Source organism: Caulobacter vibrioides OR37, assembly GCF_000372645.1.
GTDB lineage: Bacteria > Pseudomonadota > Alphaproteobacteria > Caulobacterales > Caulobacteraceae > Caulobacter > Caulobacter vibrioides_E.
In genome coordinates this window covers 68,599-94,462 of sequence record NZ_APMP01000001.1, presented here as the reverse complement: position 1 = coordinate 94,462, position 25,864 = coordinate 68,599, and the positions used below count along the sequence as shown (strand labels likewise).

The following is a 25,864-nucleotide window of genomic DNA, read 5'->3' as shown; positions in this document are numbered from 1 at the left end:
CGCGACTCCGCCCTCCATAGAGGACAAAAGTGACGGCGAGGTACGCGAGCAAACCTTTGCATGACGTTTACCAAAACGCAGGCAAAGGTAAAAAATTGCGCGGATAGCTTGTCCGTCGTCCGCGCTTGGATCAGTCGGCCTTGGGCCCGCGACGCACCTCGACGACGCGGACCTTGGCGCCGTCCAGCACCAGGGCCAGCTCGCCGCGCTTGATCTTCAGGGCGTCGGTCCCGAAGGCGTCGCGACGCCAGCCGACCAGGGCCGGGGTGGCGGCGTTGTCGTCGGCGGCGATCTTCTCGAGATCCGACACCGTGGCGATCAGCTTGGAGGCGACGCCGGCTTCCTCGGCGCGAGCCTTCAGCAGGACCTTCAGCAGCTCGACGACCGCGCCGGCGTTTGCGGGCGGCGGCGGGCCGGGCTTGTCCATGACCGGAGCATAGCCTTCCGGATCGGCCAGGGCCGCCTTGATCGCGGCCAGCAGGTCGGGACCGAACTTGCTGCCGCCGAAGCCCTTGGGCACGCCGCGCAGGTTGTTCAGCGCGTCGAGGCTGGTCGGCGCCTGGGTGGCTAGCTCGTCGATGGCCTCGTCCTTCAGGATCCGGCCGCGCGGCTGGTCGCGGTTCTGGGCGGTGCGCTCGCGCCAGGCGGCGACGGCCTTGAAGACGGCCAGGTATTTCGGCGCGGTCTTGCGCGGGCGAAGGCGCCGCCAGGCCTTCTCCGGATCGACATCATAGGCGGCCGGGTCGGAGATGGCTTTCATCTCCTCCTCGACCCAGGCCAGGCGACCCGAGGTCTCCAGGCGCTCGCGCAGGATCGGGAACAGCTTGGCCAGGTGGGTGACATCGGCCAGCGCGTAGCTCAGCTGGGCCTCGGTCAGCGGCCGGCGCGCCCAGTCGGTGAAGCGGCTGGACTTGTCGATCTCGATCCGCAGCATCTGGCGGACCAGAGCGTCATAGGCGATCTGCTCGCCGAAGCCCGCCGCCATGCCCGCCACCTGAGTGTCGAAAAGCGGCCTCGGCATGGCCTTCAAGTTGTTGAAGATCTCGACGTCCTGACGGGCGGCGTGGAACACCTTCAAGATGCGTTCGTCGCGCATGACGGCCAGCAGGGGCTCGAGGTCGATGTCGTCGGCCAGCGGGTCGATCACCGCCTCGTGCGTCGGCGACGCGACCTGGATCAAGCACAGCTTGGGCCAGTAGGTCGTCTCGCGCATGAACTCGGTGTCCACGGCGACGAAAGGCTCGCCCGTAAGCGCATTACAAAACGCCGCCAGCTCGGCGGTGGTGGTGATCGGCTTCATCCGCTGCTAATAGCCTCGCGCACCCCCGAGTCTGCAAGCGTCAAGACGCGCTCAGCGTACCGGGAAAGCGAATTTTCCGCGTGTTCGGAGGTCGTTGCGGCCTTCGGTAGACGAGAGCGAGCTCATGAGCGACCAGCCCAACGGCCTTACCTACGCCCAGGCGGGCGTCGATATCGACGCGGGCAACGCGCTCGTCGACGCGATCAAGCCGCTGGCCAAGGCCACCCGCCGCCCCGGCGCGGAAGCCAGCCTGGGCGGCTTCGGCGCCCTCTTCGACCTGAAGGCGGCCGGTTATGACGATCCGCTGCTGGTCACGACCACCGACGGCGTCGGCACCAAGCTGCGCATCGCCATCGACACCGGGATGCACGCCACGGTCGGGATCGACCTTGTGGCCATGTGCGTCAACGACCTGCTGGCCCAGGGCGCCGAGCCGCTGATGTTCCTCGACTATTTCGCCACCGGCAAGCTGGACGTCGAGACCGCCAAGAGCGTCGTCGCCGGCATCGCCGACGGCTGCAAGCTGGCCGGCGCGGCCCTGGTCGGCGGCGAGACCGCCGAGATGCCGGGCATGTATGGCGACGGCGAGTACGACCTGGCCGGCTTCTCGGTCGGCGCCGTCGACCGCGACGACGTCCTGCCCAAGCTGGACAAGCAGCGGGCCGGCGACATCATCATCGGCCTGGGTTCGTCGGGGCCGCACTCCAACGGCTATTCGCTGGTGCGCCGCGTGGTCGAGCGCTCGGGCCTGGCCTGGGACGCCCCCTGCCCGTTCCCCGTTCCTGGCGAAGACGGCAAGACCCTGGCCGAGGCCCTGATGGCCCCGACCCGCATCTATGTGAAGTCGCTGCTGCCCCTGCTGCAGTCGGGTCGCGTCAAGGGCGGCGCGCACATCACCGGCGGCGGCCTGATCGAAAACCCGCCCCGCGCCATCGCCGAGGGTCTGGCCGCCGAGTTCGACTGGAACGCCTGGCCCCTGCCGCCGGTGTTCGACTGGCTGGCCAAGACCGGCGGCGTCTCCGAGCACGAGATGCGCCGGACGTTCAACTGCGGCGTCGGCTTCATCATCATCGTCGCCCAGGCCGACGCCGAACCGGTGCTGGCCGCCCTGCTGAATGCTGGCGAGGACGCCTTCATCTGCGGGCAGCTGGTCAAGGCCTAGCGCCCCTCCGTCACGGCGCTTCGCGCCGCGCCTCCTCCCCCGCTTCACGGGCGAGGAAGGAAAAATCACAATCCTGCTCCCCCGCTCGCGGGGGAGCTGTCGACGGGCGAGACGCCCGTTGACCGAGGGGGCGCAAATTGATGACCCAACGCACCAAGGTCGCGGTCCTGATCTCCGGCCGAGGCTCCAACATGGAAGCCCTGGTCCGCGCCGCCCAAGCCGCCGACTGCCCGTTCGAGATCGCCCTCGTGCTGTCCAACAAGCCGGACGCCAAGGGCCTGGAGATCGCCGCACAGGCGGGCGTCGAGGCCCTCTGCGTCGACCAGAAACCCTTCGGCAAGGATCGCGAGGCCCACGAGCGGGCCATCGACGCGGCCCTGCGCGAACGCGGGATCGAGGTGATCGCGCTCGCGGGCTACATGCGGATCCTCACCCCCTTCCTGGTCGACGCCTGGGAAGGCCGGATGCTGAACATCCACCCGTCCCTGCTGCCCAAGTACCCGGGCCTGGACACCCACGCCCGCGCGATCGCCGCCGGCGAGGCCGAGGCCGGTTGCACGGTCCACCTGGTCACCGCCGGCGTCGACGAAGGCCCGATCCTCGGCCAGGCCCGCGTGCCGATCCGGCCCGGCGACGACGACCACGCGCTAGGGGTCCGCGTGCTGGAACAGGAACATAAGCTCTACGCGGCGACGCTGGCGACGTTCGTGCGGGGACTTTAGGCGGATCGAGGGCTTGGAGGCCGGCGCCGATTTCGACCCATGTGCACGCGCTCGAACCTCCCGCCACGCCCTTCAAGCTCCGCCATCCCCTTGTCGACACTTCGACAAGACCGATCTCCCCGGCGAACGCCGGGGCCCAGATTCATCCGGCGCGATTGGGGATGACGCGACATAGCGCCCCGCTGAACGGATGGATTTCATCGGGTTCGATCTGGATCCCGGCATTCGCCGGGAAGGTCGGATTTCTGGATAGGGCTAGAGACTCGAGCCCCTCTAAGGCCTCCCCGCCCGCGCCATCAGCTCCAACAGCTTCTTGGCCTGCTGGGCCTCGGCGCCGCCGTAGGGGTCGGCCGAGACGGGTTTGAGCAGCTGATAGGCCGTGTCAGCGTCGTCGCCCAGCAGGAAGGCGACGGCTGCGACGAGGCGGATCTTGGCGACCTCGGGGGCCAGGCTCACCGCGCGGCGCAGGAGGGCCAGGCGCTGGGGCGACGGCGCATCGTCCGCGGTCATGGTCTGGGCCAGCAGGAACAGGGTCTGGTAGTCGTTGGGTTCCGCCGCGTCGGCCTTCATCAGATAGTCGCGCGCCTGCGCCAACAGCGCCGGCCTGTCGGCTTTGTCTGCGGCGGCGGCGCGGTAGAGCTTGCTGGTTCCCATCAGGCGCAGGGCCTCGAGGTTGCCCGAGTCTTCCTTCAGCAGCCCCTCCAGCAGCGCCTCGCCCTTGTCGCGGTCGCCCCCGCCCGGCCCGGCCAGCGTGATCTCGGCCCGCGCCAGGGCCTGGCGCGTGTAGCGATCGTCCGGCCGGCGGGCGGCGGCGCGCTGGAAATGCCGCAGAAGGCCCGGCCGATCGGCGACGAATCCCGTCTTCAGTTGCTGGACTTCCAGGATCAGGTCGTCGGCGCCCTTGGGCATCCGTCGGATCTTGATCGTCGGCGGCCGCTTGGCTCGCGGGAGTGTCACGGTCGACGGGCCGCCGGCGGCCTGCTGGGCGGCCAGGAAGGCCTTGATCGCGTCGGGCAATTTCTCGATCGGCTGGCCGAACACCTCGCCCCAGGTGGCCAACAGATCGCGCTCGCCGCCCTGGATGCGGTCGAGATAGATCGCCAGCCGGGCCTTGCGGTCGGGGTCCGCCCAGAGGTAGCGCACCAGCAGCGCCGACTGAGCGTCGTAGCGCTGGCGTTCGGCATAGCTCCAGTCGTCGCCCGTCTCGGCGATGATGCTGGTGATCTTCTTCAGGTCGCGCAGGCCCTGGGCGTCGTCGAACATGGCCGGCGTCTTGCCGACCACCACCCGGTCGGGGCCGATGTCGGCGCCGCTGTAATAGATGCCCGCGCCCTTGATCAGCCAGCGCGGCTGGCGGAACGGGAAGTTCTCGCCGAAGAAATGAAGGGCGTAGGCGCCCAGCACGCCGTCGTCGCCGGCGGTTCTGTCGACGACGTTGAAGAAGTCGAAATCGTCGCGCACCACGACGGCGAAGATGTCGTCGACCTCGGCCACGTCCATCGACAGGGCGGTGACCGCCGCGCCCGGCATGAAGCGCTGATACTGGGCGTTGACGGTCTCGCCGCGCGCCACGGGGCGGACCAGATAGATCGGAAACTTGCGCGGGGCCGGCGCGTCCGACTTGCCGTAGAGCGCGCGCAGGGCGCCATCCAACGCCTCCAGATCGGCGACGGTCTTGCGCAGCACATCGGCTTTCTCGTCGGAATAGACGATCACGTGCTCGCTCTCGGCCCGCAGCCAATGGCCGCTGGACTGGGGCGAGACCACGACGTCCTCGACCGACTGGGCCCGCGCCGCCGCTGGACTCAGCGCCAGCCAGACCGCCGCGATCACGCCTCCAAACCGCAAATCCGCATTCCCCCGCTTTTTCCGAGCCGGAAGATAGGCGCCTCCCCCGGGATTCGGATGTCAGCGGCGCAAACTTGCTCAGACCGAGCGCCAGCGACGCTCGGCCCAGATCGCGCCGCCCAGCACGACCGCGACGGCCACCCACAGCGCCGTCGCGCCGATCGTCAGATAGGTCAGGGCTCCCATCGCGCCGCCGCAGGCCAGACCCGCCCACAGGAGCACATAGCGCAGCCAGTCTGACGGCTCTCCGCCCACCAGGGCGCCGGCGATCCGCTGCCCGGCCTTGACCAGGGCGCCGGTCATGTAGGTCAGGCCGACCGCGACGTCGCCGTTTCGCTGGAAGACGGCGTTCTCGGCCCCCATCGCCATGGCCACCGCCGTCACGCCCGCCGTGTGGAAGCCCAGGGCCATCAAGGTCGCGCCGCTCGCCAGCAGCCCCGCCTCGAGGACCAGCACCGGCGAGCGACGAGTCTCGCCGAAGCCCCTGGCGGTCAGCGCGCCCAGCACCACGCCGGCCACGAACGAGCTCACCAGGGTCAGGACGGTGGCGACGGCGGTCCAGTTCAGGGTGGCCAAGCCCACGCCCAAGCGCGTGGAATTGCCGCTCATGAACGAGACGAAGAAACCGCCCAGCTTCAAAAAGCCGATCGCGTCGACATAGCCGGCCACGCCCGACAGCGTGACCGCCAGGATCACCTCGCCCCGTTCGTAGTGCTTCACCGCCCCCGACTCCGAAAAAACGAAACGGCCGGATCGTCACCGATCCGGCCGCTTCGCGTCACCTGAAAAGTCGCGCTGAAATCAGCCGACGATCTGGTCTTCGGTGAAGAACTGCTCGATCTCGATCTTGGCGTTTTCCAGGCTGTCCGAGCCGTGGACCGAGTTTTCGCCGATCGACAGGGCGAACTGCTTGCGGATCGTGCCTTCGTCGGCGTTGGCCGGGTTGGTGGCGCCCATGACTTCGCGGTACTTGGCCACGGCGTTTTCGCCTTCCAGGACCTGGACGACGACCGGCTCGGCGGTCATCTGGGCGACGAGTTCGCCGTAGAACGGACGCTCGGCGTGGACTTCGTAGAACTTCTTGGCCTGAGCTTCGGTCAGGTGAACCCGGCGCTGGGCGACGATGCGCAGGCCCGCGGCCTCGATCACCGCGTTGATGGCGCCGGTCAGGTTACGACGGGTGGCGTCCGGCTTGATGATCGAGAAGGTGCGTTCGGTCACGGTAGTGATCTCACAGAAAAGTTGTGAATTGGGAGGTTGCGGGCTTATAGCCGTGCGCCTCCTCCCCGCCAACCCCGCCGCGTAACCTTCACAAAAATGCTTCAGATCAACGACCTGACCTTCGACGCCTGGGGTCGACGGTTCTTCGACCATGCCAGCGTCAGCTTGCCGCCGGGCGCTAAGGTCGGACTGATCGGGCGCAACGGCGTGGGCAAGTCGACGCTGTTCAAGCTGATCCTGGGCCATTTGCCGGTCAGCGACGACGAGATCAGCCTGCCCAAGACCGCGCGGATCGGCTCGGTCGATCAGGAGCACCCGGCCACGCCGGTCACCCTGCTGGAAACGGTGCTGGAGGCCGACGAGGAGCGCCACCGCCTGCTGACCCGGCTGGAGACCGCCGATCCCGAGGAGATGGGCGAGATCTGGGGGCGGCTGATCGAGATCGACTCCGACGCGGCTCCCTCGCGGGCCTCGGAAATCCTGGTGGGCCTGGGCTTCACCCAGGACGACCTGGCGCGGCCGATGCGCGAGTTCTCGGGCGGCTGGCGGATGCGCGTGGCCCTGGCGGCGGCGCTGTTCGCCGAGCCCGACATGCTGCTGCTGGACGAACCGACCAACTATCTCGACCTGGAAGGCGCGCTGTGGCTCGAGGCGAGGCTGCAGAAATATCCGCACACCGCTTTGATCGTCAGCCACGACCGCGAGCTGTTGAACAACAGCTGCACCCACATGCTGCACCTGGCCAACGGCAAGCTGGAGCTCTATGTCGGCGGCTACGACGACTTCGAGAAGCGTCGCGCCGAGAAGGCCCGGCTGCAGCTGTCGGCCAAGGCCAAGCAGGACGCCGAGCGCGCCCACCTGCAGGCCTTTGTCGACCGCTTCAAGGCCAAGGCCTCGAAGGCCGCCCAGGCCCAGTCACGCATGAAGCGGCTGGCCAAGATGGAGCCGGTCGCCACCACGATCGAGGAGCGCGTCGCGCCCTTCACCCTGCCCTCGCCGCCCAAGCCCCTGCCCCCGCCGCTGATCCGGCTGGAGAAAGCGTTTGTCGGCTACGAGGAAGACCGGGCGATCCTCAAGAACCTGAACCTGCGCATGGACCTGGACGACCGCATCGGCCTGCTGGGCGTCAACGGCGCGGGCAAGTCGACCTTCGCCAAGATGATCGCCGGCGCCCTGGGCGTGCAGAAGGGCGAGTTCCACCGCGACAAGAAGATGAAGGTCGGCTGGTTCCACCAGCACCAGATCGAGGCGATGGATCCCAACGACACGCCGCTGGAGATCATCCGTCGGGCGATGCCGGAGGCGTCCGAGAGCTCGCGCCGCTCGAAGTTGGCCCAGTTCGGCCTGGGCTTCGAGAAGCAGGAGACCCGGGTCGACGCCCTGTCCGGCGGCGAGCGCGCGCGCCTGCTGCTGAACCTGGTGGCGATGGACGCGCCGCACATGCTCATTCTGGACGAGCCGACCAACCACCTGGATATCGACTCGCGTCGCGCCCTGCTGGACGCGCTGAACGACTATATGGGCGCGGTGATCCTGATCACTCACGATCGCTCGCTGATGGAGCTGGTGGCCGACCGCCTGTGGCTGGCGGCGGACGGGACGGTCAAGCCGTTCGACGGCGACATGGACGACTACGCCCGGTTCGTGCTGGAGCGCGCCAAGCTGGCCGTCAAGCCGACCCAGGTCGCCCGCGAGCCGGTCGCGCCCGCCGCGCCGGCGCCGAGGAAGACCGCTGTCGAGCCCCTGCGCCGCAAGGTCGAGGCCGCCGAGCAGGTGATGAACCGGCGCACCCGCGACCTGGCCGAGCTGGACGCCCAGCTCGAGGACCCCGATCTTTATGTGAAGAACCCGGCCAAGGTCGCCGAACTGACCAAGCGCCGCGACAACGCTAAGTCCAAGCTGGACGAGGCCGAGGAGGCCTGGATGGCGCTGGCCGAGGAGCTGGCGGAAGCCGAGGCGTGACCATCGCCGAGGTTTAGGGTGAACGCCCGCTAAACCATGTCGCTTAGCGCTTCCGCGACACCTGGTCGCGCATGGTGGCGGCATGAGTAAGCCCGCCCATCCTCGCAACCACGTCGTGGCCAACCCCGAAGGCCTCTCCGCGCACACCGTGCTGGAGGCGTTCGCGGCGTGGGTGAACGCGCGGATCGGCGAGGCAGTGCGGATCGAGATGGACCTGGCCTTCCGCGACCGGCCGTTCGACGTCGAAATCGACCGCCAGCCGGCCCTGGTCGGCTGGGAGCACAGGTTCATCCAGCCCGGCGCTCCAGCGCCCAAGGGCAAGATGTGGACGGTCTATCGCCTGCACGACCAGACCGGCCGTCCGGCCCATCTGCCGCGGTCCGACGATCTGGTCGAGGATCTGACGCCGCTGCTGGGCGAGCTGGGCTATCTGGGCGTGTTCGAGGACGGCGTGGCGATGTTCCCCGGCCTCGGCCAACGGTCCTGACGCGCGAGCGCGCCGCAGGTTTAAGCGTGAGCGGCTGAACCGCTCGAACGCGCTCCAAATGTTTGAATCTTGAGTCCGGTCAGCCGCACTTGACCTGCTGCACGACGCCGGTATCGGCGTTGAACAAGATGTTCAGACGGTCGGGTCGGTAGTCCAGGGTCACCGGACAGGTCGTGCACGCCACGCGCCAGCGCGACGGATCGACCGGCGCGGGCAAGCTGGTGCGCGGCTTGCCGACATAGGCCTGGGCTTCCTTCAGGCCGCACTGATCCTTGGGCTCCCCGGAAGACGCGCTGGTCGGCGGGGTCGGCGGCAGGGCGACAGCGGCGGGCGCGGTGGGCGTCGTGGGCGGCGGCGGCGGAGCCGGCTCGGGCGCGCTGGAACAAGACGCCAGGACAAGACCCAGCACCAGAGCCGACGCGACGCGCTTCATGCCTGCTTCTCCCAACCGCGTTCGGCGCCCTGGCGCCAATACGACACCGGATGCCCCGCCTTCTTGAACACCGACCAGCGACCGCGAGCCAGCGACAGGGCCTGCTCGTCCCGGCCGTCGAACAGCAGGATGCAGCGCGAAACCCCTGAAAGATCTCCAGGTTCGGCCCCGTCGATGAGAAACAGCGCGTCGCCGGCGTTCGGGTTCCCGTCCTCGGCGCTGAGCAGCACCGGCTGGCGCTCGGCCATCGGCTCGTTGGCCAAGCCATGCGGCAGGAAACTGTCCTCGCGATAGGTCCAGAGGTGCTGGTCCAGCGCCTCCAGCCGTCGCGGATCGCCGCCGCGCACCAGCGCCTTCCAGCCCCGGCCGAGCGTCTTTTCCAGAAGCTCGGGCAGCACCTGTTCCAGCGACGAGCGCTCCAGGTGATAGAACCAGACCTCGCAGGGCGCGGCGGACACGATCAGCCTTCGTAGGCGTCGGCGACCAAGCGGTTCAGCAGACGCACGCCAAAGCCCGCCGCGCCGTCCGGCACGGTCGGATCGGTCGAGGGCTTCTTCCAGGCCACCGAGGCGATGTCGAGGTGAGCCCACGGCACGCCGTTGACGAACTTCTGCAGGAACAGACCCGCGGTGATCGAGCCGGCCGGGCGACCGCCGATGTTTTTCATGTCAGCGATCGGGCTTTCGATCTGCTTCTCGTAGGCGGCCGGCAGGGGCAGGCGCCACAGGGTCTCGCGCTCGGCCTGGCCCGCCGCGAGAAGTTTCTCCGACAAACCATCGTTATTGCTGAACAAACCGGCGTAGTCATGACCCAGAGAAATGATGATCGCGCCGGTCAGGGTGGCCAGGTCGATCATGAACTGGGGCTTGAAGCGCTGCTGGCAGTACCAGAGGGCGTCGGCCAGCACGAGGCGGCCTTCGGCGTCGGTGTTGATGACCTCGATCGTCTGGCCCGACATCGAGGTGACCACGTCGCCGGGCCGCTGGGCGTTGCCATCGGGCATGTTCTCGACGAGGCCCAGGATGCCGACGGCGTTGACCTTGGCCTTGCGGCCGGCCAGGGCGTGCATGACGCCGGCCACGGCGGCCGCGCCGCCCATGTCCCACTTCATGTCCTCCATGCCGTCAGCCGGCTTGATCGAGATGCCGCCGGTGTCGAAGCAGACGCCCTTGCCCACGAAGGCGATCGGCTGGGCGTTCTTATCCGCCGCGCCGGTCCACTTCATGACGACCAGCTGGCTCTCGCGGACACTGCCCTGCCCCACGCCCAGCAGACTGCCCATGCCGAGCTCGGCCATGGCCTTTTCCCCCAGGACCTCGACCTCGAGGCCCAGGCTCTCCAGCGCCTTGGCGCGAGCGGCGAACTCTTCGGGATGCAGGATATTGGCGGGCTCGGAGACCAGATCGCGGCTGAAGACGATGGCGTCGGCCAGGGCCGACAGAGGCTCGTAGGCCTTCTGGGCCTTGACCGGATCGGCGGCGGCGACCTTGACCACCGTCACCGACGGCTTCTTCTCGGCCTTTTCGGTGGTGCGGTACTTGTCGAAGCGATAGGCGGCCAGGCGCGCGCCGAAGGCCGCGCGGGCGGCGCTCTCGGCGTCGGCCCCCAGCTTCAGAACCAGCTCGGAAACGCCCGTGGCCTTGACGGCCTGGTAGGCGGCGGCGGCGGCGACCTCGACGGCCTCCGGCTCGACGGCGCCCGATCCGTCGACGCCGATCAGCACGACGCGGGCGGCTTCCAGGCCGCTCGGCGCGACGAGGTCCAGGGTCTGCCCCTTGGCGCCGGTGAAGCGACCGCCGGCGATGGCGCGCGCCAGGGCGCCGCCGGTGGCCTCGTTCGCCGCCTTGGCCTCCGGAGACAAGGCCGCGCCCTCGTGCGCCAAAACGGCCAGCGCGGCCGTGGCGCCGGCCTGGGTGTCGACGGGGACGAACTCGATACGCATGTCGCGCTCCTGCAATGACCTTGCCGGACCCCGCCGATCCGGCGGTCCAGCGACTTGGCGCGGGCGCTCATCCAGCGCGCGTCCGCTCCCTCATAGCCTCGCGGCATAGTCCAATGCCGCGCCTTAGAAAAGGCTCCGTTCACCCCCAGTTCGAACGGCCAAGTCAGGTCCCCGGTTGTGCCGATGCGAACGCCCCGTGTAGAACGACGCATCTTCGGGGGTCGTCCCACGAATCCATCCGCCCCGAACCATCCTTCATGCGCCTGATCGAACGCTACCTTTTCCGCCAGTTGCTGGGTCCGACGCTTCTGGCGACGCTGGCCTTGGTGGCGCTCGCCCTTTTGGCGCGGAGCCTCGCGGAATTCGACATCCTGGTCGAACAGCGCCAAAGCGCGCTGGTCTTCCTGAAGATGATCGCTCTGGCCCTGCCGATGCTGCTGAGCATCATGATGCCGCTGGCCCTGTTCGTGGCCGCCCTGGTGGCGATGAACCGCCTGCACACCGAACAAGAAATCGTCGTCTGCTTCGCCGGCGGCATGAGCCGCTGGAGCGTGATCTCGCCGGCGATGCGCCTGGCGGCGATGGCCGCCCTGATCTCGCTGGTCATGGGCCTATGGCTGCAGCCCTGGGCCGCCCGGCAGATCCGCGAGACGGCGTTCGACATCAAGACCGACGTGACCTCGACCCTGGTGCAGCCGGGCCAGTTCACCGAGCCGGGTCCAGGCCTGACCGTCTACGCCCAGTCGATCGACCGCTCGAACAAGATCCACAACCTGTTCATTCACCAGGAAACGCCGGGCGGCGGCGCCTCGACCTATTCGTCGCGCGAGGCCGAGATCGCCACGCGCAGGGGCCAGCCCGTGCTGATCATGCGCTACGGGTCGAACCAGCACTTCTCCCGCGAAGGCGTGCTGCAGTACACATCGTTCGACGAATACACCTACGACCTATCCAGCCTGTCCCACACCGACGAGCTGCTGCACTACAAGATCTCGGACCGCTATCCGCACGAGCTGTTCTTCCCGGACCTGACCCAGGACTGGGAACAGCACAACAAGAAGAAGCTGCTGGCCGAGGGGCACTCGCGCTTCGCCGCGCCGCTCTACAATATCGCCCTGATGGCGATGGCCCTGGCCGCGGTGATCGGCGGACCTTTCAGCCGTTTGGGCTATGGCAAGCGCATCGCCGCCGTCGGCGCGGCCGCCGCCGTGATCCGCATCCTGGGCTTCGGCGTCCAGGCCGCGTGCGAGGACGCGCCGTCTTTGAACGCGCTGCAGTACCTGGTGCCCCTGGCCGCGACCTGGTGGGGCATGTCGCAGATCTTCCGCCAGAAGCTGTCGCGCCGTGTCCGCCGGCGCCTGGCGAAGACCGCGCCCGTCTGGACGGGAGCGGCCTGATGACCATGGGAATGCTGGAACGCTACGTTCTGCGGCGCACCATGGGCGCGCTGGTCGGCGCCCTGTCGGTGCTGAGCGCGATGGTGATGCTGATCGCCTTCGTCGACATCGCCCGCAACGTCGGCACGCGCGCCGACGCCAGCTTCATCCAGCTTCTGTATCTCACCGTTCTGCAGGCGCCCGCCACGATCCTGGTGCTGGCGCCGTTCGTCTTCCTGTTCGGCACCATGTGGGCCTTTGTCGAGCTGAACCGGCGCAGCGAGTTGATCGCCATGCGCGCGGCCGGCGTCTCGGCCTGGCGCTTCATCATGCCCGCGGCCTCGGCCTCTTTCGTGATCGGCATCCTGAGCATAACCCTGCTCAATCCGCTGACCACGGCCATGACCGCCAAGTTCGAGACCGAGCGCGACGCGCTGATGAACGGCTATCTGAAGACCGCGCCCAAGGGCATCTGGCTGCGCCAAGGCGACGACAAGTCCCAGATCGTCATCCGCGCCGGCGCCCGCGACCTGGTCGACGGCTCGGTGCGGTTGAAGAGCGTCTCGCTGTTCATCTACGCCCTGAACAGCAAGGGCGTGATGGACTTCACCCGGCGCATCGAGGCCAACGAGGCGCGACTGGAACCGGGGTTCTGGCGCCTGACCGGGGTGCGCGAGGCCACGCCCGGCGCCGGCGCGATCCGCTCCGACAGCCTGTCGATCCCGTCCAATCTAGACGACCGCACCGCCTCCGAACGCTTCAACACGCCCCAGGCCGTGGCGCTCTGGCGTCTGCCGGCCACGATCAAGCGGACCGAGGACGCCGGCTTCTCGGCCGCGCCGTTCAAGCTGCGCCTGCAGCAAGACCTGGCCACGCCGCTGCTTTTCGCGGCCATGTCGGTGCTGGCCGCCGCGTTTTCGCTGCGCCTGATGCGCCTTGGCGGGCTGGCCGCGCTCGCCGGGTCTGGCGTCGCGCTGGGTTTCGGGTTCTTTTTCTTCAACGAGCTGTGCAGCACGCTGGGCAAGGCGGACGTTCTGACCCCCATGGTCGCCGCCTGGACGCCGCCGATCGTGGCGATTTTGGCGGGCTTCACTTTGCTTTGCTATACCGAGGATGGGTGAGTCATTGCTTCCAAGGTCGTTCATGACTGAACAGGGTCCCGTCCGGTCCGCCTGTCGCGTCGTCCTCATGGGCGGGGCGGCCTTGATGGCGCTCGCCTCGGCGGGCGCCGCCAGCGCCCAGCAGTCCCTGGCCAGCATTCCGCCGGTCCCGGTGGTCAGCGCGCCCCCGTCCGACGGCCTGGGCCAGGACGGCTATTATCTCGAGTCCGACCTGCTGATCCGGGACGACAAAAACCAGGTGATGACCGCGCGCGGCTCGGTGGAAGCCCGCTATCAGGGCCGCACCCTGCGCGCCGACGAAGTCGTCTATGACAGCAAGACCGGCCAGGTGACGGCCAATGGTCACGTGGCGCTGATCAACGAGGACGGCACGGCCCAATTCGCCGACCACATGGAGGTCGACAAGGACCTGAAGGCCGGCTTCGCGCGCAACTTCTCGGCCCGCCTGGGCAAGGGCGTGAAGATCGCGGCCGGCACGGCGGTGAAGCGCAACGCGACCATCTCGGAGCTGAACCAGGCGATCTACACCCCCTGCGAGGTCTGCGCCGAAAAGCCGACCCCGACCTGGTCGGTCACCTCCGACAAGATGGTGCAGGATAAGCAGCGCCAGCTGATCTACTACAAGCACGCCGTCATCCACCTGTGGGGCGCGCCGATCCTCTATCTGCCGCTGTTCTGGCACCCCGACCCCCAGGCCGACCACAGCTCGGGCTTTCTGACGCCGACGATCGGCTACTCCAAGGGCCGTGGCATCTCGTACCAACAGCCCTATCTGCAGATTCTGTCGCCGTCGTCTGACGTGGTGCTCACGCCGCAGATCAACACGAACGTGAACCCGTTCCTGAACGTGGAGTATCGCAAGCGCTTCTACTCCGGTTACCTGGAAGCGCGCGGGGGCCTGACCTACGACAAGCAGTTCGACGTGCGCGGCGACCGCTTCGGCGAGTCGACCTTCCGCAGCTTCATCCTGGCCACCGGCAAGTTCGACATCGACGACAAGTGGAAGTGGGGCTTCTCGGCCGAGCGCACCTCCGACCCGCTGATCTTCGACAAGTACCACATCAAGCAGGTCTACGAGCAGCGCGGCCTGTTTACGAGCGAAGACCACCGGTTGACGTCGCAGATCTATGCGACGCGCCAGGACCAGCGATCCTGGTTCTCGATCGCGGCGGTCTCGGTGCAGGGTCTGCGGGTCGTCGGGATCAACACCGCCACGGGCGTGGCCAACGCCTTCGAGAACACGGCCGCCTTCCCCCTGATCGGGCCGCTGGTCGAGGGGCGTTGGGAGCCGGACAGCGCGATCCTGGGTGGCCGCCTGCGCCTGCAGGGTTCGGGCGTGATGCTCAATCGCTCGGAGTCGCAGTACGGCGAAGCGCCCTACGCCCTGGCCGCCTATAAGAGCCAGAGCGGCGTCGACTCCGCGCGCGGCACGGTGCAGGCCGACTGGCGCACCAGCGCAATCGTCGGCCCTGGCCTGAAGATCTCGCCGTTCGTGCAAGCGCGCGGCGACGCCTATTCGATCAGCACCTATCTGACCCCGGAAGCCAAGGCGGCCGGCGACAGCGCCAAGGAAACCTACACCCGCGCGCTGGGCGTGGGCGGCGTCGATCTGAGCCTGCCCTTCTACAAGGCGCTGAAGAACGGCGGCAGCGTGGTGCTGGAACCGCTGGCCCAGGTGGCCACGGGCTCGGACAGCTCGCGCGTGCCGGTGATCGTCGCCCGCAACGGCGCGACGACCTATCTCTACAACGAAGACAGCGCGACGCTCGAGTTCGACGAGACCAATCTGTTCCAGGCCAACAAGTCGCCGGGTTTCGATCTCTATGAAGGCGGCACGCGACTGAACGTCGGCGGCCGGGCCACTCTCGACCTGGCGCGCGGACGCGGCGCCAGCATCCTGGTCGGCCGCAGCTTCCGCACGGAGTTCGATCCGCTGATGCCGGCCCGCACGGGCCTGCAATCGAAGTCATCCGACTGGATCGTCGCCGCCACCGTGACCCCGGTGGCGGGCGTCACGGCCTTCGTCCGCACACGCCTCGACTCCGACACCCACGATATCCAGCGGATCGAAACCGGCATCGACGCCTATACCTCGCGCGTCACCGGCTCGTTGCGCTATCTGAAAGACGAGTTGGACGCCAACGGCAATCGCCAGGAAAACTTCGAAGCGCGCGGCCAATTCAACATCACCAAGAAGTGGGCGCTGACGGCCTTCGGCCAGCGCGACATGGTGCAGAACGTCTGGCGTCGTCGCGACCTGGGCGTGGCCTATATCGACGAATGCATCCGCATCGACGTGATCTACCAACAGGAAGATCGCTACGCCTCGACGGCGACGGGCCTGCGGCTGCAGCCCGACCGAACCGTCGCCGTGAGCCTAACCCTCGCCACATTAGGCAATAGAAGATACGGGGTTGGGGGAAGAAACTAACCGCGCCTGGGGGGCGCGCGGTGATGGCCGCGCGTCCAGCGAGCGTGTCATGGGGCGACAGCCGAGCGGAAAAGCCGGTTTAAGCGATCGTCGCTTCCGAAAACGTGATAATCGACCGCGCGCCCCTCTGGGGCCCGGCCTAGAGGAACGACACTATCCATGCGGTCTGCGCGTAGCGTGACGACTTTCGCGGCCGGCGCCGCCTCCATCCTGGCCCTGACGGTGGCGAGCCTGGGCTTGCCCGCGATCGCGCGCCAGGCCGCTCCCGCCGCGCAACCGCAAGGCGCTTCCCCGGCCCCGGCGGCGGCTCCGCAACCGGCGACGCCGCAGGCTCAGGCCAACCCGCTGGCCGAGAGCGTGGCCGCCGTCGTCAACGACGACATCATCTCCAGCTATGACGTGGTGCAGCGGATGCGCCTGCTGATGGCGACTTCGGGGATGCAGCCCACCCAGGAGAACCTGCCCCAGATCGAGCAGGAAGCCCTGCGCTCGCTGATCGACGAACGCCTGGAGATGCAGGAGCTGAAGCGGGTCGAGAAGCAGCAGAAGATCACGATCATCTCGACCGACAAGGAAGTCGACGAGCAGATCGCCGACATCGCCCAATCCAACAAGATGACCGCCGACCAACTCAAGCAGAGCCTGACGTCCCAGGGCATCGGCCTGGACACCTGGCGGGCCCAGCTGCGCGCCGATTCGTCGTGGCAGTCGTGGATCCAGGGGCGCTACGGCTCGCGCCTGCGGATCGGCGAGGACCAGATCAAGGCCTACCAGCGCCGCCTCGCGGAATCGGCGGCCAAGCCGCAGTACCAGGTCAGCGAGGTCTTCATCGACGCCGCGCGGGTCGGCGGCATGGAGACCGCCGCCAACGGTGCCAGCCAGTTGATCACCCAGATGCAGCAAGGCGCGCCGTTCGCGGCCGTGGCCCGACAGTTCTCGGCCTCGGCCACGGCGGCCAATGGCGGCGACGTGGGCTGGATCAGCCCCGGCGAAATGCCACCTGAAGTCGACGCCGCGCTGGAGCAACTGCGTCCCGGCCAGCTGTCCAAGCCGATCCCGGTCAAGGACGGCGTCTACATCATCTATCTGCGCGACAAGCGCGCCGGCTCCAAGAGCACGATCGTCGATCTCAAGCAGGTCGCCGCGCCCCTGGCCGCCAACGCCACGCCCGAGCAGGTCGCCGCCGCCACCAAGCTGCTGGTCGACCTCAAGCCCAAGATCGCCAACTGCGCCGCGCTGGAAGCCACGGCCGGCAAGGTCGAAGGCCTGGTCGCCGGCGATCTGGGCGAGGCCGAGATCACCGACCTGGCCCCCGCCTTCCAGGAAGCGGCCAGCAAGCTGGATGTCGGCCAGATCTCGGACCCGATCCGGACCGACGCCGGGATGCACCTGATCGCCGTCTGCGGCAAACGCCAGGGCGGCGCGAACGCGCCCAGCCATGACCAGATCGAGAACCGCCTGAAGGGTCAGCAGCTGGCGCTGATCTCCAAGCGCTACCTGCGCGACCTGCGCAATCAGGCCACCATCGAGACGCGTTGAGGCCGGTGAAGGCGCGCCCCCTCGCCCTCAGCGCCGGCGACCCCGCCGGCATCGGCGCGGAGATCATCGCCAAGGCCTGGCAGGCCCTGCGCGAGCGCGGCCCGTCCTTCGTCGTGATCGGCGACGCCCAGCTGCTGGCCTCGGCCGGCGCCGGGGTGAAGGTTCGCGTGGTCACGGGCCCGGACGCCGCGCCGGAGGTCTTCGGCGAGGCCCTTCCGGTCATCGACATCCCCCTGCTCTCGCCCGTGGTCGCCGGACGCCCCTCGCCCACCTACGCGCCGCAGGTGATCCGCTGGATCGAAACGGGCGTGGGCCTGGCGCTGTCGGGCGCGGTCAGCGGCCTGGTCACCGCCCCGATCGCCAAGGCGCCGCTCTACGAAGCCGGCTTCAAGTTCCCCGGCCACACCGAGTTCCTGGCCGAACTGACCGCCGCCGAACGGTTCGAGGGCGCGCGCGGGCCGGTGATGATGCTGGCCGCCGGCGACCTGCGCGCCACGCTGGTGACCATCCACACCAGCCTGGCCAAGGTCCCGGGAGCGCTGACCATCGAGAGCGTCGTCAACAGCGGGCTGGTCACCGCCCAGGCCTTGCGCAAGGATTTCGGCGTCGAGAGACCACGCTTGGCCGTCGCGGCCCTGAACCCGCACGCCGGCGAAGGCGGCGCGCTGGGACGCGAGGAGATCGAGATCATCACGCCGGCCGTCCGCGCGCTGCGCGATCTGGGCGTCGACGCGATCGGTCCGGCCCCGGCCGACACGCTGTTTCATGCCGAGGCCCGCGAACGTTATGACGGCGTGCTCTGCATGTACCACGACCAGGCCCTGATCCCGGTCAAGATGCTGGACTTCTGGGGCGGGGTGAACGTCACCCTGGGCTTGCCGATCGTGCGCGCGTCGCCCGACCACGGCACCGGCTTCGACATCGCTGGACGCGGCATCGCGCGTCCCGATAGCCTGATCGCCGCCATCAAGCTGGCGGACGAGATCGCCGCCCGTCGCGGCGCTTGAGAGATTTGGACATGAGCCTGGCCGACCTGCCGCCGCTGCGCGAGGCCCTGGAGCGCCACGACCTCATGGCGCGCAAGAGCTTCGGCCAGCACTTCCTGCTAGACCTGAACGTCACCCGCAAAATCGCTCGCCTGGCTCAGGTCGGCGAGGGCGACACGGTAATCGAGGTCGGCCCAGGCCCCGGCGGCCTGACCCGCGCTTTGCTGGAAACCGGCGCCCGCGTCGTGGCGATCGAGAAGGACAGCCGCTTCCTGCCCTTGCTGGCCGAGGTCGCCGAGGTCGCCGAAGGTCGCCTGGAACTGGTCGAGGGCGACGCCCTCAAGGTCGATGACGCCAAGGCCGCCGGCGGTCCGGCCCATGTGGTCTCGAACCTGCCCTACAATGTCGGCACCCAGTTGTTGATCAACTGGCTGACCGGCCCGTTCCGGCCGCTGTCCATGACCTTGATGTTCCAGAAGGAAGTCGCCGACCGCATCGTCGCCCAGGCCGGCGACGACGCCTACGGACGCCTGGCGGTGATCTCCCAGGTGCTGTGCGAGGCGCGCGTGGTCATGGACCTGCCGGCCAAGGCCTTCACCCCGCCGCCCAAGGTCGCCTCGGCGGTCGCGCGCCTGGTCCCCAAGGCCGACCCCCCGCCCGCCGAGGTCATAGGCGCGCTGGAAAGGGTCACCGCCGCGGCCTTTGGCCAACGCCGCAAGATGCTGCGCTCCAGCCTCAAGGCGCTGGGCGGCGCGACGCTGTGCGAACGGGCCGGCGTCAATCCCGACGCGCGGGCCGAGGTCATCGACCTGGCCGGATTCCTGTCCCTGGCCAGGGCGAGCCTAGTCTAGCCTCCAGCGCCGAGATCGCAACGCCGGAAGTATACCATAAGTATATCGTTAAACAGCTACCTTACCCTGTTCAGTGGTTTCACCCGAATAGGAAAAGCTCTAGCCCTCCGACGCCCCAGGGTTTATTGACGCCGGGCCCCGCGGTCTTCAGCCTGACCGCGGGGACAAGTGGGGCGAATGTGAGGAACCGTGCGGCGAAGGCGCCATCGACGGTCGCGCGGCGACTGTTGTTCATGGCCCTGACCTTGGCGGCGCCGGCCATCCTGTTGATGGCCGCGCTGGTCGCCATGCAGTATTCGGAAGGCGAGCAGCGTTTCGCGACGCAGCTGACCGCCATGACCCGCGCCCTATCCCTGGCCACGGACCGCCAGATCGGCCAGGGCCAGAGCATCCTGCAGGGCCTGTCGGTCTCGCCCGCCCTGGCCCAGGGCGACCTCGTCACCTTCGAGAAGCAGGCCCAGGAAGCCGTGAAGGGCCGTGACGCCTGGATCGTGCTGATGAGCCAGGACCGCCAGTGGATCAACACGCGAATGCCCCCCGGCGCGACGCCGCCCGTGATGCGCCTGCCGGACCGCGATTGGGCCGACATGACCAGCGGCCGCACCACGGTGTCCGACCTGATCGAACGCCCCGCGCCCCTAAGCCCGATCGTCGCCTTCGACCGTCCGGTCCTGGTCCGGGGAAAGCTTCACGTGCTGGGCTATATTCAGTCGCCGAGCGCCTTCCACGCCCTGATGACCGCCCAGGGCTTTCCGGACACCTGGACGGCCAGCATCGTCGATCGCAACGGCGTCGTGGTGGCGCGCTCGCGCGACCAGGAGAAGATGCTGGGCCGTCACGCCAGCCACGACCTTCGGCAGGCCATGGCGCGCACGAACGAGGGCGTTCTTCACAGCCAGACCCTCGACGGCATCCCCACCTTGACCGGGTTCACCCGCTCACAGCAGTCACATTGGACCTTCATCATCGGCGTGCCGAGGACCGAGCTGAACCGCACCGTGCTGTACTCTCTGGGTCCGGCCATGGTCGGCGCGGCCTTGATGATCGCCTTGGGCGTCATGGCGGCTCTGGCCTTCGCCCGTCCGATCTCGGACGACGTGCGCGGTCTTGTTCGCGAGGCCGAGGCCCTGGCGGCGGGCGCGCCCCTGGACCCCGCGCCATCCTATCTGCAGGAAATCGCCGAGGTGCGCGGGTCGCTGATGGCGGCGGACGAGGAGCTGCGCGCGCGGGAGAACGAGGCGCGCGAGGCCGCCGAACGCCAGCAGCTGATGATCAACGAGCTGAACCACCGGGTGAAGAACACGCTGGCCATCGTCCAGTCCCTGGCGCGCCATAGCCTGCGCGAAGGCGGCGAGACAGGTCTGACCCAGTTCAACGACCGCATCCATGCTCTGGCCAGCGCTCACGATCTGCTGACCCGCCGCAACTGGGAGGGCGCCGATCTCGGCGATCTTCTGAAAGGGGCGCTGCGTCCCTACGAAAGCCAGGTCGACCTTGAAGGGCCAGATGCGCCCCTGGCGCCGAACGCCGCCGTGGCGCTGGCGATGATCTTCCACGAGTTGGCCACCAACGCCTCGAAATATGGCGCTCTATCGGTCGAGACCGGTCGGGTCGGCGTGTCTTGGAAGCTTGAGGGCCGCACCCGCCTTGTCGTCACATGGCGCGAACGAGGCGGCCCGCCGGCCAGGACTCCCACGCGCGGCGGCTTCGGCACGCGCTTGATCGCCGCCAGCCTGCGGGGCGATCTGGCCGGAACGGCCGATTTCGACTACGCGCCCGAAGGCCTGACCTGCGTGCTGACCCTGCTGGCCCCGCCGCGCGGCGCCGCCTGAGCAAGCAGGCGCGGACCGATCGTCGCAGCGCCTCGTTGTCGCCTTGGCTTGGCCACGGAGCGCCTGCAATAGCTGCCCCTCCACAAGGGGATCACCGCGATGACCATGACCTTCCTGATCGGCGCCGCGCTGGGCTCGGGCCTCTTCATCGCGTTCGGCCGCGCCCCGGCGGAGAAGCTGATCGCCTTCGTCCAGAACCAGATCAAGCGCTGATCAGGGAACTAACGGCGCCGTCCAGACCTTGATGCAGCGGGTCGCGCAGGGCGACCGCTCACGGAGGTCTCCACGATGTCCATTCTCGCCTGGCTTCTTTTGGGCCTGATCGCCGGCTTCATCGCCAGCAAGCTCGTCAATCGCACCGGCAGCGGCGTGCTGCTGGATATCGTGCTCGGCATCGTCGGCGCGTTTGTCGGCGGCTGGCTGTTCAACCAGTTCGGCAGCAGCGGCGTATCCGGCCTGAACCTTTACAGCCTGGCCGTCGCGACGGTCGGCGCCGTCGTCATCCTGGCCTTGTATCACCTGATCTTCGGCCGCCGCGCGCTGTAGCGCGGCCCGGGCGACTTGGCCCGAGCCTTGTCGGCGGGGGCGAGCGACTCAGATCTCTTCCTTGAGGAGCTCGCCCACCAGCTCGCCGATCCAGGGATTGCGCGCCCGCTTCAGACGCTCGGCGTGATAGATGTGGGCCAGGTCGGCATAGGCGCGGTCAAAGTCGTCATTGAGGATGACGTAGTCGAACCGCTCCCAATCGGCGACCTCGTCCTTGGCGCGCGAGAGACGGCGATGAATCACCTCCTCGCTGTCCTGGCTGCGCGCGTGCAGACGGCGGCTCATCTCGGCCAGCGACGGCGGCAGGATATAGACCAGCACGCTGTCTTCCTTGGCCTGGGCGTGCACCTTCATCGCGCCCTGGAAGTCGATGTCGAACAGCGCGCTCTCGCCCCGCTCCAGCGCGGCCATGATCGGCGGCTTGGGGCTGCCGTAGAAGTTTCCATAGACCTCGGCCCACTCCAGAAAAGCGTCGGCCTCGATCATCGCCTTGAACTTGTCCTGGGTGACGAAGTGATAGTCGCGGCCGTCGTGCTCGCCCGGGCGCGGGTCGCGCGTCGTGGCGCTGATCGACAGGTGCAGGTCGTTGTGATCGGCCACCAGACGGCGGGTCAGAGACGTCTTGCCGACGCCCGAGGGCGCGACCACCATCAGCAACAGGCCCCGGTGCGCGCCGTGAGAAGGAGTATGGTGGGGCTTATTCAACGTTCTGGACCTGCTCGCGGAACTGCTCGATCACGGCCTTCAGCTCCAGACCGATCCCGGTCAGGGCGGCGAGGGCCGATTTCGAGCAGAGAGTATTGGATTCGCGCATGAATTCCTGGGAGAGGAAGTCGAGCCGGCGGCCCGACGCCCCCTCCCCCGACAACAGGGCTCGCGCGCCAGCCACGTGGCTGGCCAGGCGATCCAGCTCCTCGCGGACATCGGCCTTCACGGCCTGGGCGGCGGCCTCCTGGACGATGCGGTCCTCGCTGGCCGCCTCGCCGATCAACTCGGCCATCCGGCGCGCGAAACGCTCCTTCAGGACGGCGGGCTGGCCGGCGGCCTCGCCCTCGGCGGCCTGGGTCAGGGTCTCGATGCGATCGACCAGGCCGTTCAGCACAGGATCGAGGGCCGCGCCCTCCTCCTGCCGGGCGATCTTCAGCGCGTCTAGGGCTTGGGCGATCGAGGCGGCCATGGCGGCCTCGACGGCGGCGCGCGTCTCGGCGTCGTCCTCGTCCTCGCGCGCCTCGATCACGCCCTTCAGGGCCAGGAGGCCGTCGAGCGTGGGCTTGGCGACCATGCCGGTGGCGACATAGGGACCACCCGCGCTCAGATAGCGTTCGAGCACCGCCACGTTGACCTGGGCCTCGCCTGCGGCCTCGGCCCGCTTGGCCTGGACGTTGACCGTCAACTGGCCGCGCTGAAAGCGAGCCTGGGCGCCGTCCCGCGCGGCGCGCTCCAAGGCGTCGAAGCCGGGAGGTCCGCGAAAGCGGGTGTCCAGGTTACGGCCATTGACGCTGCGCGCCTCGACCGCCCAGGTCCAGGCGCCGTGCGCGCCCTCGACGCGGGAGAAGCCGGTCATCCCCGAGATCGGCATGAGTCTATTTCCCCGCCGGCGGGGCCGGTACGACCGGGATACCTTCGCCCGCCCGCTGGCGCTCGATCTGCCGCCATTTGGCGACATTGGCGTTGTGCTGCTCCAGGGTCGAGGCGAACACGTGACCGCCCGTGCCGTCGGCGACGAAATAGAGGTCGTTGGTTTTGGCCGGGTTGAGCGCCGCCGCCAGGGCCGCGCGGCCTGGATTGGCGATCGGGGTCGGCGGCAGACCGTCGATCCGGTAAGTGTTGTACGGCGTCGGCGTATCCAGCTCGGACCGGCGCAGGCCACGCCCCAGCGGACGTCCGCGCGATATGCCATAGATCACGGTCGGGTCGGTATCCAGGCGCATCCCGGTGCGCAGCCGGTTGATGAACACCGCCGCCACCTGCGGGCGCTCGCTGGCCTTGCCGGTTTCCTTCTCGACGATCGAGGCCATGGTCACGGCCTCTTCCTTGCTGCGATACGGCAGGCCTTCCTGGCGGTGGGCCCAGAGCTGGTTCAGCAGCTTGTCGCGATCGTCCATCATCCGCTGCAGAACCGCGGCCCGATCCTCGCCGCGCTGAACCTCGTAGGTCTCGGGCAGGATCGCGCCCTCGGGCGGGGTCGCCGCGTCGCCGGTCAGCACGTCGGACTTGTTGAGGATATCCATAACCATGTCCGAGGTCAGGCCCTCGGGGATGGTGATCCAGTGGCGGACGATGCGGCCGTGGCGGATAGCGTCCAGAATCGTTGCCATGGAGGCTCGGCTCTCGAACTCGTACTCGCCCGCCTTCAGCCCGCGCGCCGCGCCGGTGGCCTTGGCCGCCGTCATGAAGATCGAGGACGAGCGGATGACCCCGCCGCGCTCCAGGCTGGAGGCGATCTCGGGCAGGCTGGCGCCCTTGCGCAGGATCACCGTGGTCTTGTCGCCCGCCTTCGCCGCGGGGCCCGGGCCGCTATAGATCCAGGCCGCGCCCAGGAGGATGACGACGCCCACCACCAGCAAGGTGGCGAGGGCGCCGAAGAGGCCGCGGCCCAACCGGCGTCCCAGCGACGCGGTTTCGGGCCGCGAGGCCTTGGCGCGCGGCGCGCGGCCCTTCGAGGGACGCTTGGGGGGCTGCGGCTTCTGGCTCACGGGACCTTCTTGAACACGACCGAGGCGTTGGTGCCGCCGAAGCCGAAGCTGTTGGACACGGCCACGTCGATCTTGTGCGGCACGGCCTTGTTCGGCGCCAGGTTCATGGCGACGTGGACGTCGGGATTGTCGAGATTGATGGTCGGCGGGGCGATCTGGTCGCGGATCGCCAGGATCGAGAAGATTCCCTCGATGGCGCCGGCCGCGCCCAGAAGGTGCCCCGTCATCGACTTGGTCGAGGACATCACGACGTTCTTGGCGTGGTCGCCCAGGAAGCGCTCGACCGCGCCGGCTTCCAGGCCGTCGGCCATGGTCGAGGTGCCGTGGGCGTTGACATAGTCGATGTCGGAGGGCTGGAGGCCCGCGTCCTTGACCGCCGCCTGCAGGGCGCGGAAACCGCCCTCGCCGTCTTCCGACGGCGCGGTGATGTGGTGGGCGTCGCCCGACAGGCCGTAGCCGACCACCTCGGCGTAGATCTTGGCCCCGCGCGCCTTGGCGTGCTCGTACTCTTCCAGCACCAGGACGCCCGCGCCCTCGCCCATCACGAAGCCGTCGCGATCCTTGTCATAGGGGCGCGAGGCCTTTTCGGGCGTGTCATTGAAGGCCGTGGCCACGGCGCGGCAGGCGATGAAGCCGGCGATGCCCAGCTTGCAGACCGCCGCCTCGGCGCCGCCAGCGATCATCACGTCGGCGTCGCCGTACTTGATCAGGCGCGCGGCGTCGCCGATGGCGTGGGCGCCGGTGGCGCAGGCCGTTACCACCGCGTGGTTGGGCCCCTTGAAGCCGTATTTGATCGAGACCTGACCCGAGATCAGGTTGATCAGGGCCGAGGAAATGAAAAAGGGGCTGACCCGGCGAGGCCCCTTGGCGTCCAGCTCCAGCGCGGTGTCGGCGATGGTCGACAGGCCGCCGATGCCCGAGCCCAGGATGACGCCGGTGCGCCACTTCTGCTCGTCGGTCTCGGGAACCCAGCCCGAATCCTTGATCGCCTCGTCGGCGGCGGCGATGCCGTAGAGAATGAAGTCGTCCACGCGCTTCCGGTCGCGCGGGCTCATGGTCTGGTCGGGATCGAACGAGCCTTCCACGTCCGGGCCGCCGCCGCCGCGTCCGTCGACGCGCGGCACCTCGCAGGCGACCTGGCAGGCATAGTCGGTCGGGTCGAAGGCGGTGATGCGGTTCGCGCCCGACTTGCCGGCCAGGATGTTCTTCCAGGTCACATCAACGCCCTGGCCCAGAGGGGTCAGCAGGCCCAGCCCGGTGACGACGACTCTACGCATGGATCACTCCCAAACCTTCGATGCGGACCGCATCTGGGGACGCGGCCCCAGCAACGCCAGCCGCGAATCTCGACCTCAAACGAAAACCGCCGCGCGCACGATGGCAAGAGCCCGTGCGACGCGGCGGAATAT

General features: G+C 68.3%; 24 protein-coding genes. 13 read left to right on the top strand and 11 right to left on the bottom strand.

What is annotated here, in order from left to right; all coding sequences use genetic code 11:
* Window positions 1–130: 130 nt before the first annotated feature.
* Entirely contained in the window at window positions 131–1,300 is a 1,170-nt protein-coding gene (rnd, locus tag OR37_RS00460; RefSeq protein WP_004615126.1) for a ribonuclease D, read from the bottom strand.
* Between the two features lie 124 nt (window positions 1,301–1,424).
* On the opposite strand from rnd, the gene purM reads away from it, so the two are divergent.
* Together purM and purN are read left to right on the top strand one after the other, a co-directional pair.
* Window positions 1,425–2,462: a phosphoribosylformylglycinamidine cyclo-ligase gene (purM, locus tag OR37_RS00455; protein ID WP_004615125.1), complete on the top strand. Its 1,038-nt coding sequence runs from the start codon at window positions 1,425–1,427 to the stop codon at window positions 2,460–2,462.
* 140 nt (window positions 2,463–2,602) lie between these two features.
* Window positions 2,603–3,184 (top strand): phosphoribosylglycinamide formyltransferase, encoded by a 582-nt coding sequence (purN, locus tag OR37_RS00450; RefSeq protein WP_004615123.1) that lies wholly within the window; start codon window positions 2,603–2,605, stop codon window positions 3,182–3,184.
* A 273-nt stretch (window positions 3,185–3,457) separates the two neighbouring features.
* Here purN and OR37_RS00445 read toward each other — a convergent pair whose 3' ends face one another.
* Both OR37_RS00445 and OR37_RS00440 read right to left on the bottom strand, forming a co-directional pair.
* Window positions 3,458–5,032, bottom strand: coding sequence for a tetratricopeptide repeat protein (locus OR37_RS00445; protein WP_004615122.1), 1,575 nt, complete (start codon window positions 5,030–5,032; stop codon window positions 3,458–3,460).
* 78 nt (window positions 5,033–5,110) lie between these two features.
* On the bottom strand, window positions 5,111–5,710 hold the full coding sequence (locus OR37_RS00440) for a YoaK family protein (RefSeq protein ID WP_081612853.1): 600 nt from the start codon (window positions 5,708–5,710) through the stop codon (window positions 5,111–5,113).
* Here OR37_RS00440 and OR37_RS22385 point away from each other — a divergent pair.
* Entirely contained in the window at window positions 5,630–5,818 is a 189-nt protein-coding gene (locus tag OR37_RS22385) for a hypothetical protein (protein ID WP_419144048.1), read from the top strand. The genes OR37_RS00440 and OR37_RS22385 overlap by 81 nt on opposite strands.
* A 15-nt stretch (window positions 5,819–5,833) precedes the next feature.
* On the opposite strand, the gene ndk is transcribed toward OR37_RS22385, so the two are convergent.
* Complete coding sequence (gene ndk / locus OR37_RS00435; RefSeq protein ID WP_004615119.1) at window positions 5,834–6,253, bottom strand: nucleoside-diphosphate kinase; 420 nt, start codon at window positions 6,251–6,253, stop codon at window positions 5,834–5,836.
* A gap of 96 nt (window positions 6,254–6,349) precedes the next feature.
* Between ndk and OR37_RS00430 the strand changes: the two genes are divergently transcribed.
* Both OR37_RS00430 and OR37_RS00425 read left to right on the top strand, forming a co-directional pair.
* Window positions 6,350–8,215 (top strand): ABC-F family ATP-binding cassette domain-containing protein, encoded by a 1,866-nt coding sequence (locus OR37_RS00430; RefSeq protein ID WP_004615118.1) that lies wholly within the window; start codon window positions 6,350–6,352, stop codon window positions 8,213–8,215.
* Window positions 8,216–8,297: 82 nt separating this feature from the next.
* Window positions 8,298–8,702, top strand: coding sequence for a hypothetical protein (locus OR37_RS00425; RefSeq protein ID WP_004615117.1), 405 nt, complete (start codon window positions 8,298–8,300; stop codon window positions 8,700–8,702).
* Between the two features lie 79 nt (window positions 8,703–8,781).
* On the opposite strand, the gene OR37_RS00420 is transcribed toward OR37_RS00425, so the two are convergent.
* The 3 genes from OR37_RS00420 to OR37_RS00410 are packed head-to-tail and all read right to left on the bottom strand — an operon-like array spanning window position 8,782 to window position 11,077.
* Window positions 8,782–9,135, bottom strand: a complete 354-nt coding sequence (locus tag OR37_RS00420) for a hypothetical protein (protein ID WP_004615116.1) — start codon at window positions 9,133–9,135, stop codon at window positions 8,782–8,784.
* Window positions 9,132–9,593: a DNA polymerase III subunit chi gene (locus OR37_RS00415; protein WP_004615115.1), complete on the bottom strand. Its 462-nt coding sequence runs from the start codon at window positions 9,591–9,593 to the stop codon at window positions 9,132–9,134. Before OR37_RS00415 ends, OR37_RS00420 begins: the two co-directional genes overlap by 4 nt.
* 2 nt (window positions 9,594–9,595) lie before the next feature.
* Window positions 9,596–11,077 (bottom strand): leucyl aminopeptidase, encoded by a 1,482-nt coding sequence (locus tag OR37_RS00410; RefSeq protein WP_004615114.1) that lies wholly within the window; start codon window positions 11,075–11,077, stop codon window positions 9,596–9,598.
* 257 nt (window positions 11,078–11,334) lie between these two features.
* Here OR37_RS00410 and lptF point away from each other — a divergent pair, with 257 nt between their 5' ends.
* The 8 genes from lptF to OR37_RS00370 all read left to right on the top strand — a co-directional run bounded on the left by lptF (window position 11,335) and on the right by OR37_RS00370 (window position 21,759).
* Window positions 11,335–12,474, top strand: coding sequence for an LPS export ABC transporter permease LptF (gene lptF, locus OR37_RS00405; protein ID WP_004615113.1), 1,140 nt, complete (start codon window positions 11,335–11,337; stop codon window positions 12,472–12,474).
* Window positions 12,474–13,574, top strand: a complete 1,101-nt coding sequence (lptG, locus tag OR37_RS00400) for an LPS export ABC transporter permease LptG (protein ID WP_004615112.1) — start codon at window positions 12,474–12,476, stop codon at window positions 13,572–13,574. The genes lptF and lptG overlap by 1 nt, the downstream gene beginning before the upstream one ends.
* Window positions 13,567–16,005 (top strand): LPS-assembly protein LptD, encoded by a 2,439-nt coding sequence (locus OR37_RS00395; RefSeq protein WP_035016780.1) that lies wholly within the window; start codon window positions 13,567–13,569, stop codon window positions 16,003–16,005. The genes lptG and OR37_RS00395 overlap by 8 nt, the downstream gene beginning before the upstream one ends.
* Before the next feature lie 159 nt (window positions 16,006–16,164).
* A complete protein-coding gene (locus tag OR37_RS00390) occupies window positions 16,165–17,544 on the top strand; it encodes a peptidylprolyl isomerase (RefSeq protein ID WP_004615109.1) in 1,380 nt (459 codons plus the stop codon).
* Between the two features lie 5 nt (window positions 17,545–17,549).
* Window positions 17,550–18,551 (top strand): 4-hydroxythreonine-4-phosphate dehydrogenase PdxA, encoded by a 1,002-nt coding sequence (pdxA, locus tag OR37_RS00385; protein ID WP_035016778.1) that lies wholly within the window; start codon window positions 17,550–17,552, stop codon window positions 18,549–18,551.
* An 11-nt stretch (window positions 18,552–18,562) separates the two neighbouring features.
* Window positions 18,563–19,381: a 16S rRNA (adenine(1518)-N(6)/adenine(1519)-N(6))-dimethyltransferase RsmA gene (rsmA, locus tag OR37_RS00380; protein ID WP_004615107.1), complete on the top strand. Its 819-nt coding sequence runs from the start codon at window positions 18,563–18,565 to the stop codon at window positions 19,379–19,381.
* 233 nt (window positions 19,382–19,614) lie between these two features.
* Window positions 19,615–21,213: a sensor histidine kinase gene (locus OR37_RS00375; RefSeq protein ID WP_004615106.1), complete on the top strand. Its 1,599-nt coding sequence runs from the start codon at window positions 19,615–19,617 to the stop codon at window positions 21,211–21,213.
* Window positions 21,214–21,501: 288 nt separating this feature from the next.
* Window positions 21,502–21,759 (top strand): GlsB/YeaQ/YmgE family stress response membrane protein, encoded by a 258-nt coding sequence (locus OR37_RS00370; RefSeq protein ID WP_004615104.1) that lies wholly within the window; start codon window positions 21,502–21,504, stop codon window positions 21,757–21,759.
* A gap of 48 nt (window positions 21,760–21,807) precedes the next feature.
* On the opposite strand, the gene gmk is transcribed toward OR37_RS00370, so the two are convergent.
* Genes gmk through fabF form a run of 4 tightly spaced genes read right to left on the bottom strand, consistent with a single transcriptional unit; the run spans window position 21,808 to window position 25,732 of the window.
* On the bottom strand, window positions 21,808–22,410 hold the full coding sequence (gmk, locus tag OR37_RS00365) for a guanylate kinase (RefSeq protein ID WP_004615103.1): 603 nt from the start codon (window positions 22,408–22,410) through the stop codon (window positions 21,808–21,810).
* A gap of 46 nt (window positions 22,411–22,456) precedes the next feature.
* A complete protein-coding gene (locus OR37_RS00360; protein ID WP_004615102.1) occupies window positions 22,457–23,338 on the bottom strand; it encodes a YicC/YloC family endoribonuclease in 882 nt (293 codons plus the stop codon).
* A 4-nt stretch (window positions 23,339–23,342) separates the two neighbouring features.
* Window positions 23,343–24,455, bottom strand: coding sequence for an endolytic transglycosylase MltG (gene mltG, locus OR37_RS00355; RefSeq protein ID WP_004615101.1), 1,113 nt, complete (start codon window positions 24,453–24,455; stop codon window positions 23,343–23,345).
* Complete coding sequence (gene fabF, locus OR37_RS00350; protein ID WP_004615100.1) at window positions 24,452–25,732, bottom strand: beta-ketoacyl-ACP synthase II; 1,281 nt, start codon at window positions 25,730–25,732, stop codon at window positions 24,452–24,454. Before fabF ends, mltG begins: the two co-directional genes overlap by 4 nt.
* Window positions 25,733–25,864: the final 132 nt, after the last annotated feature.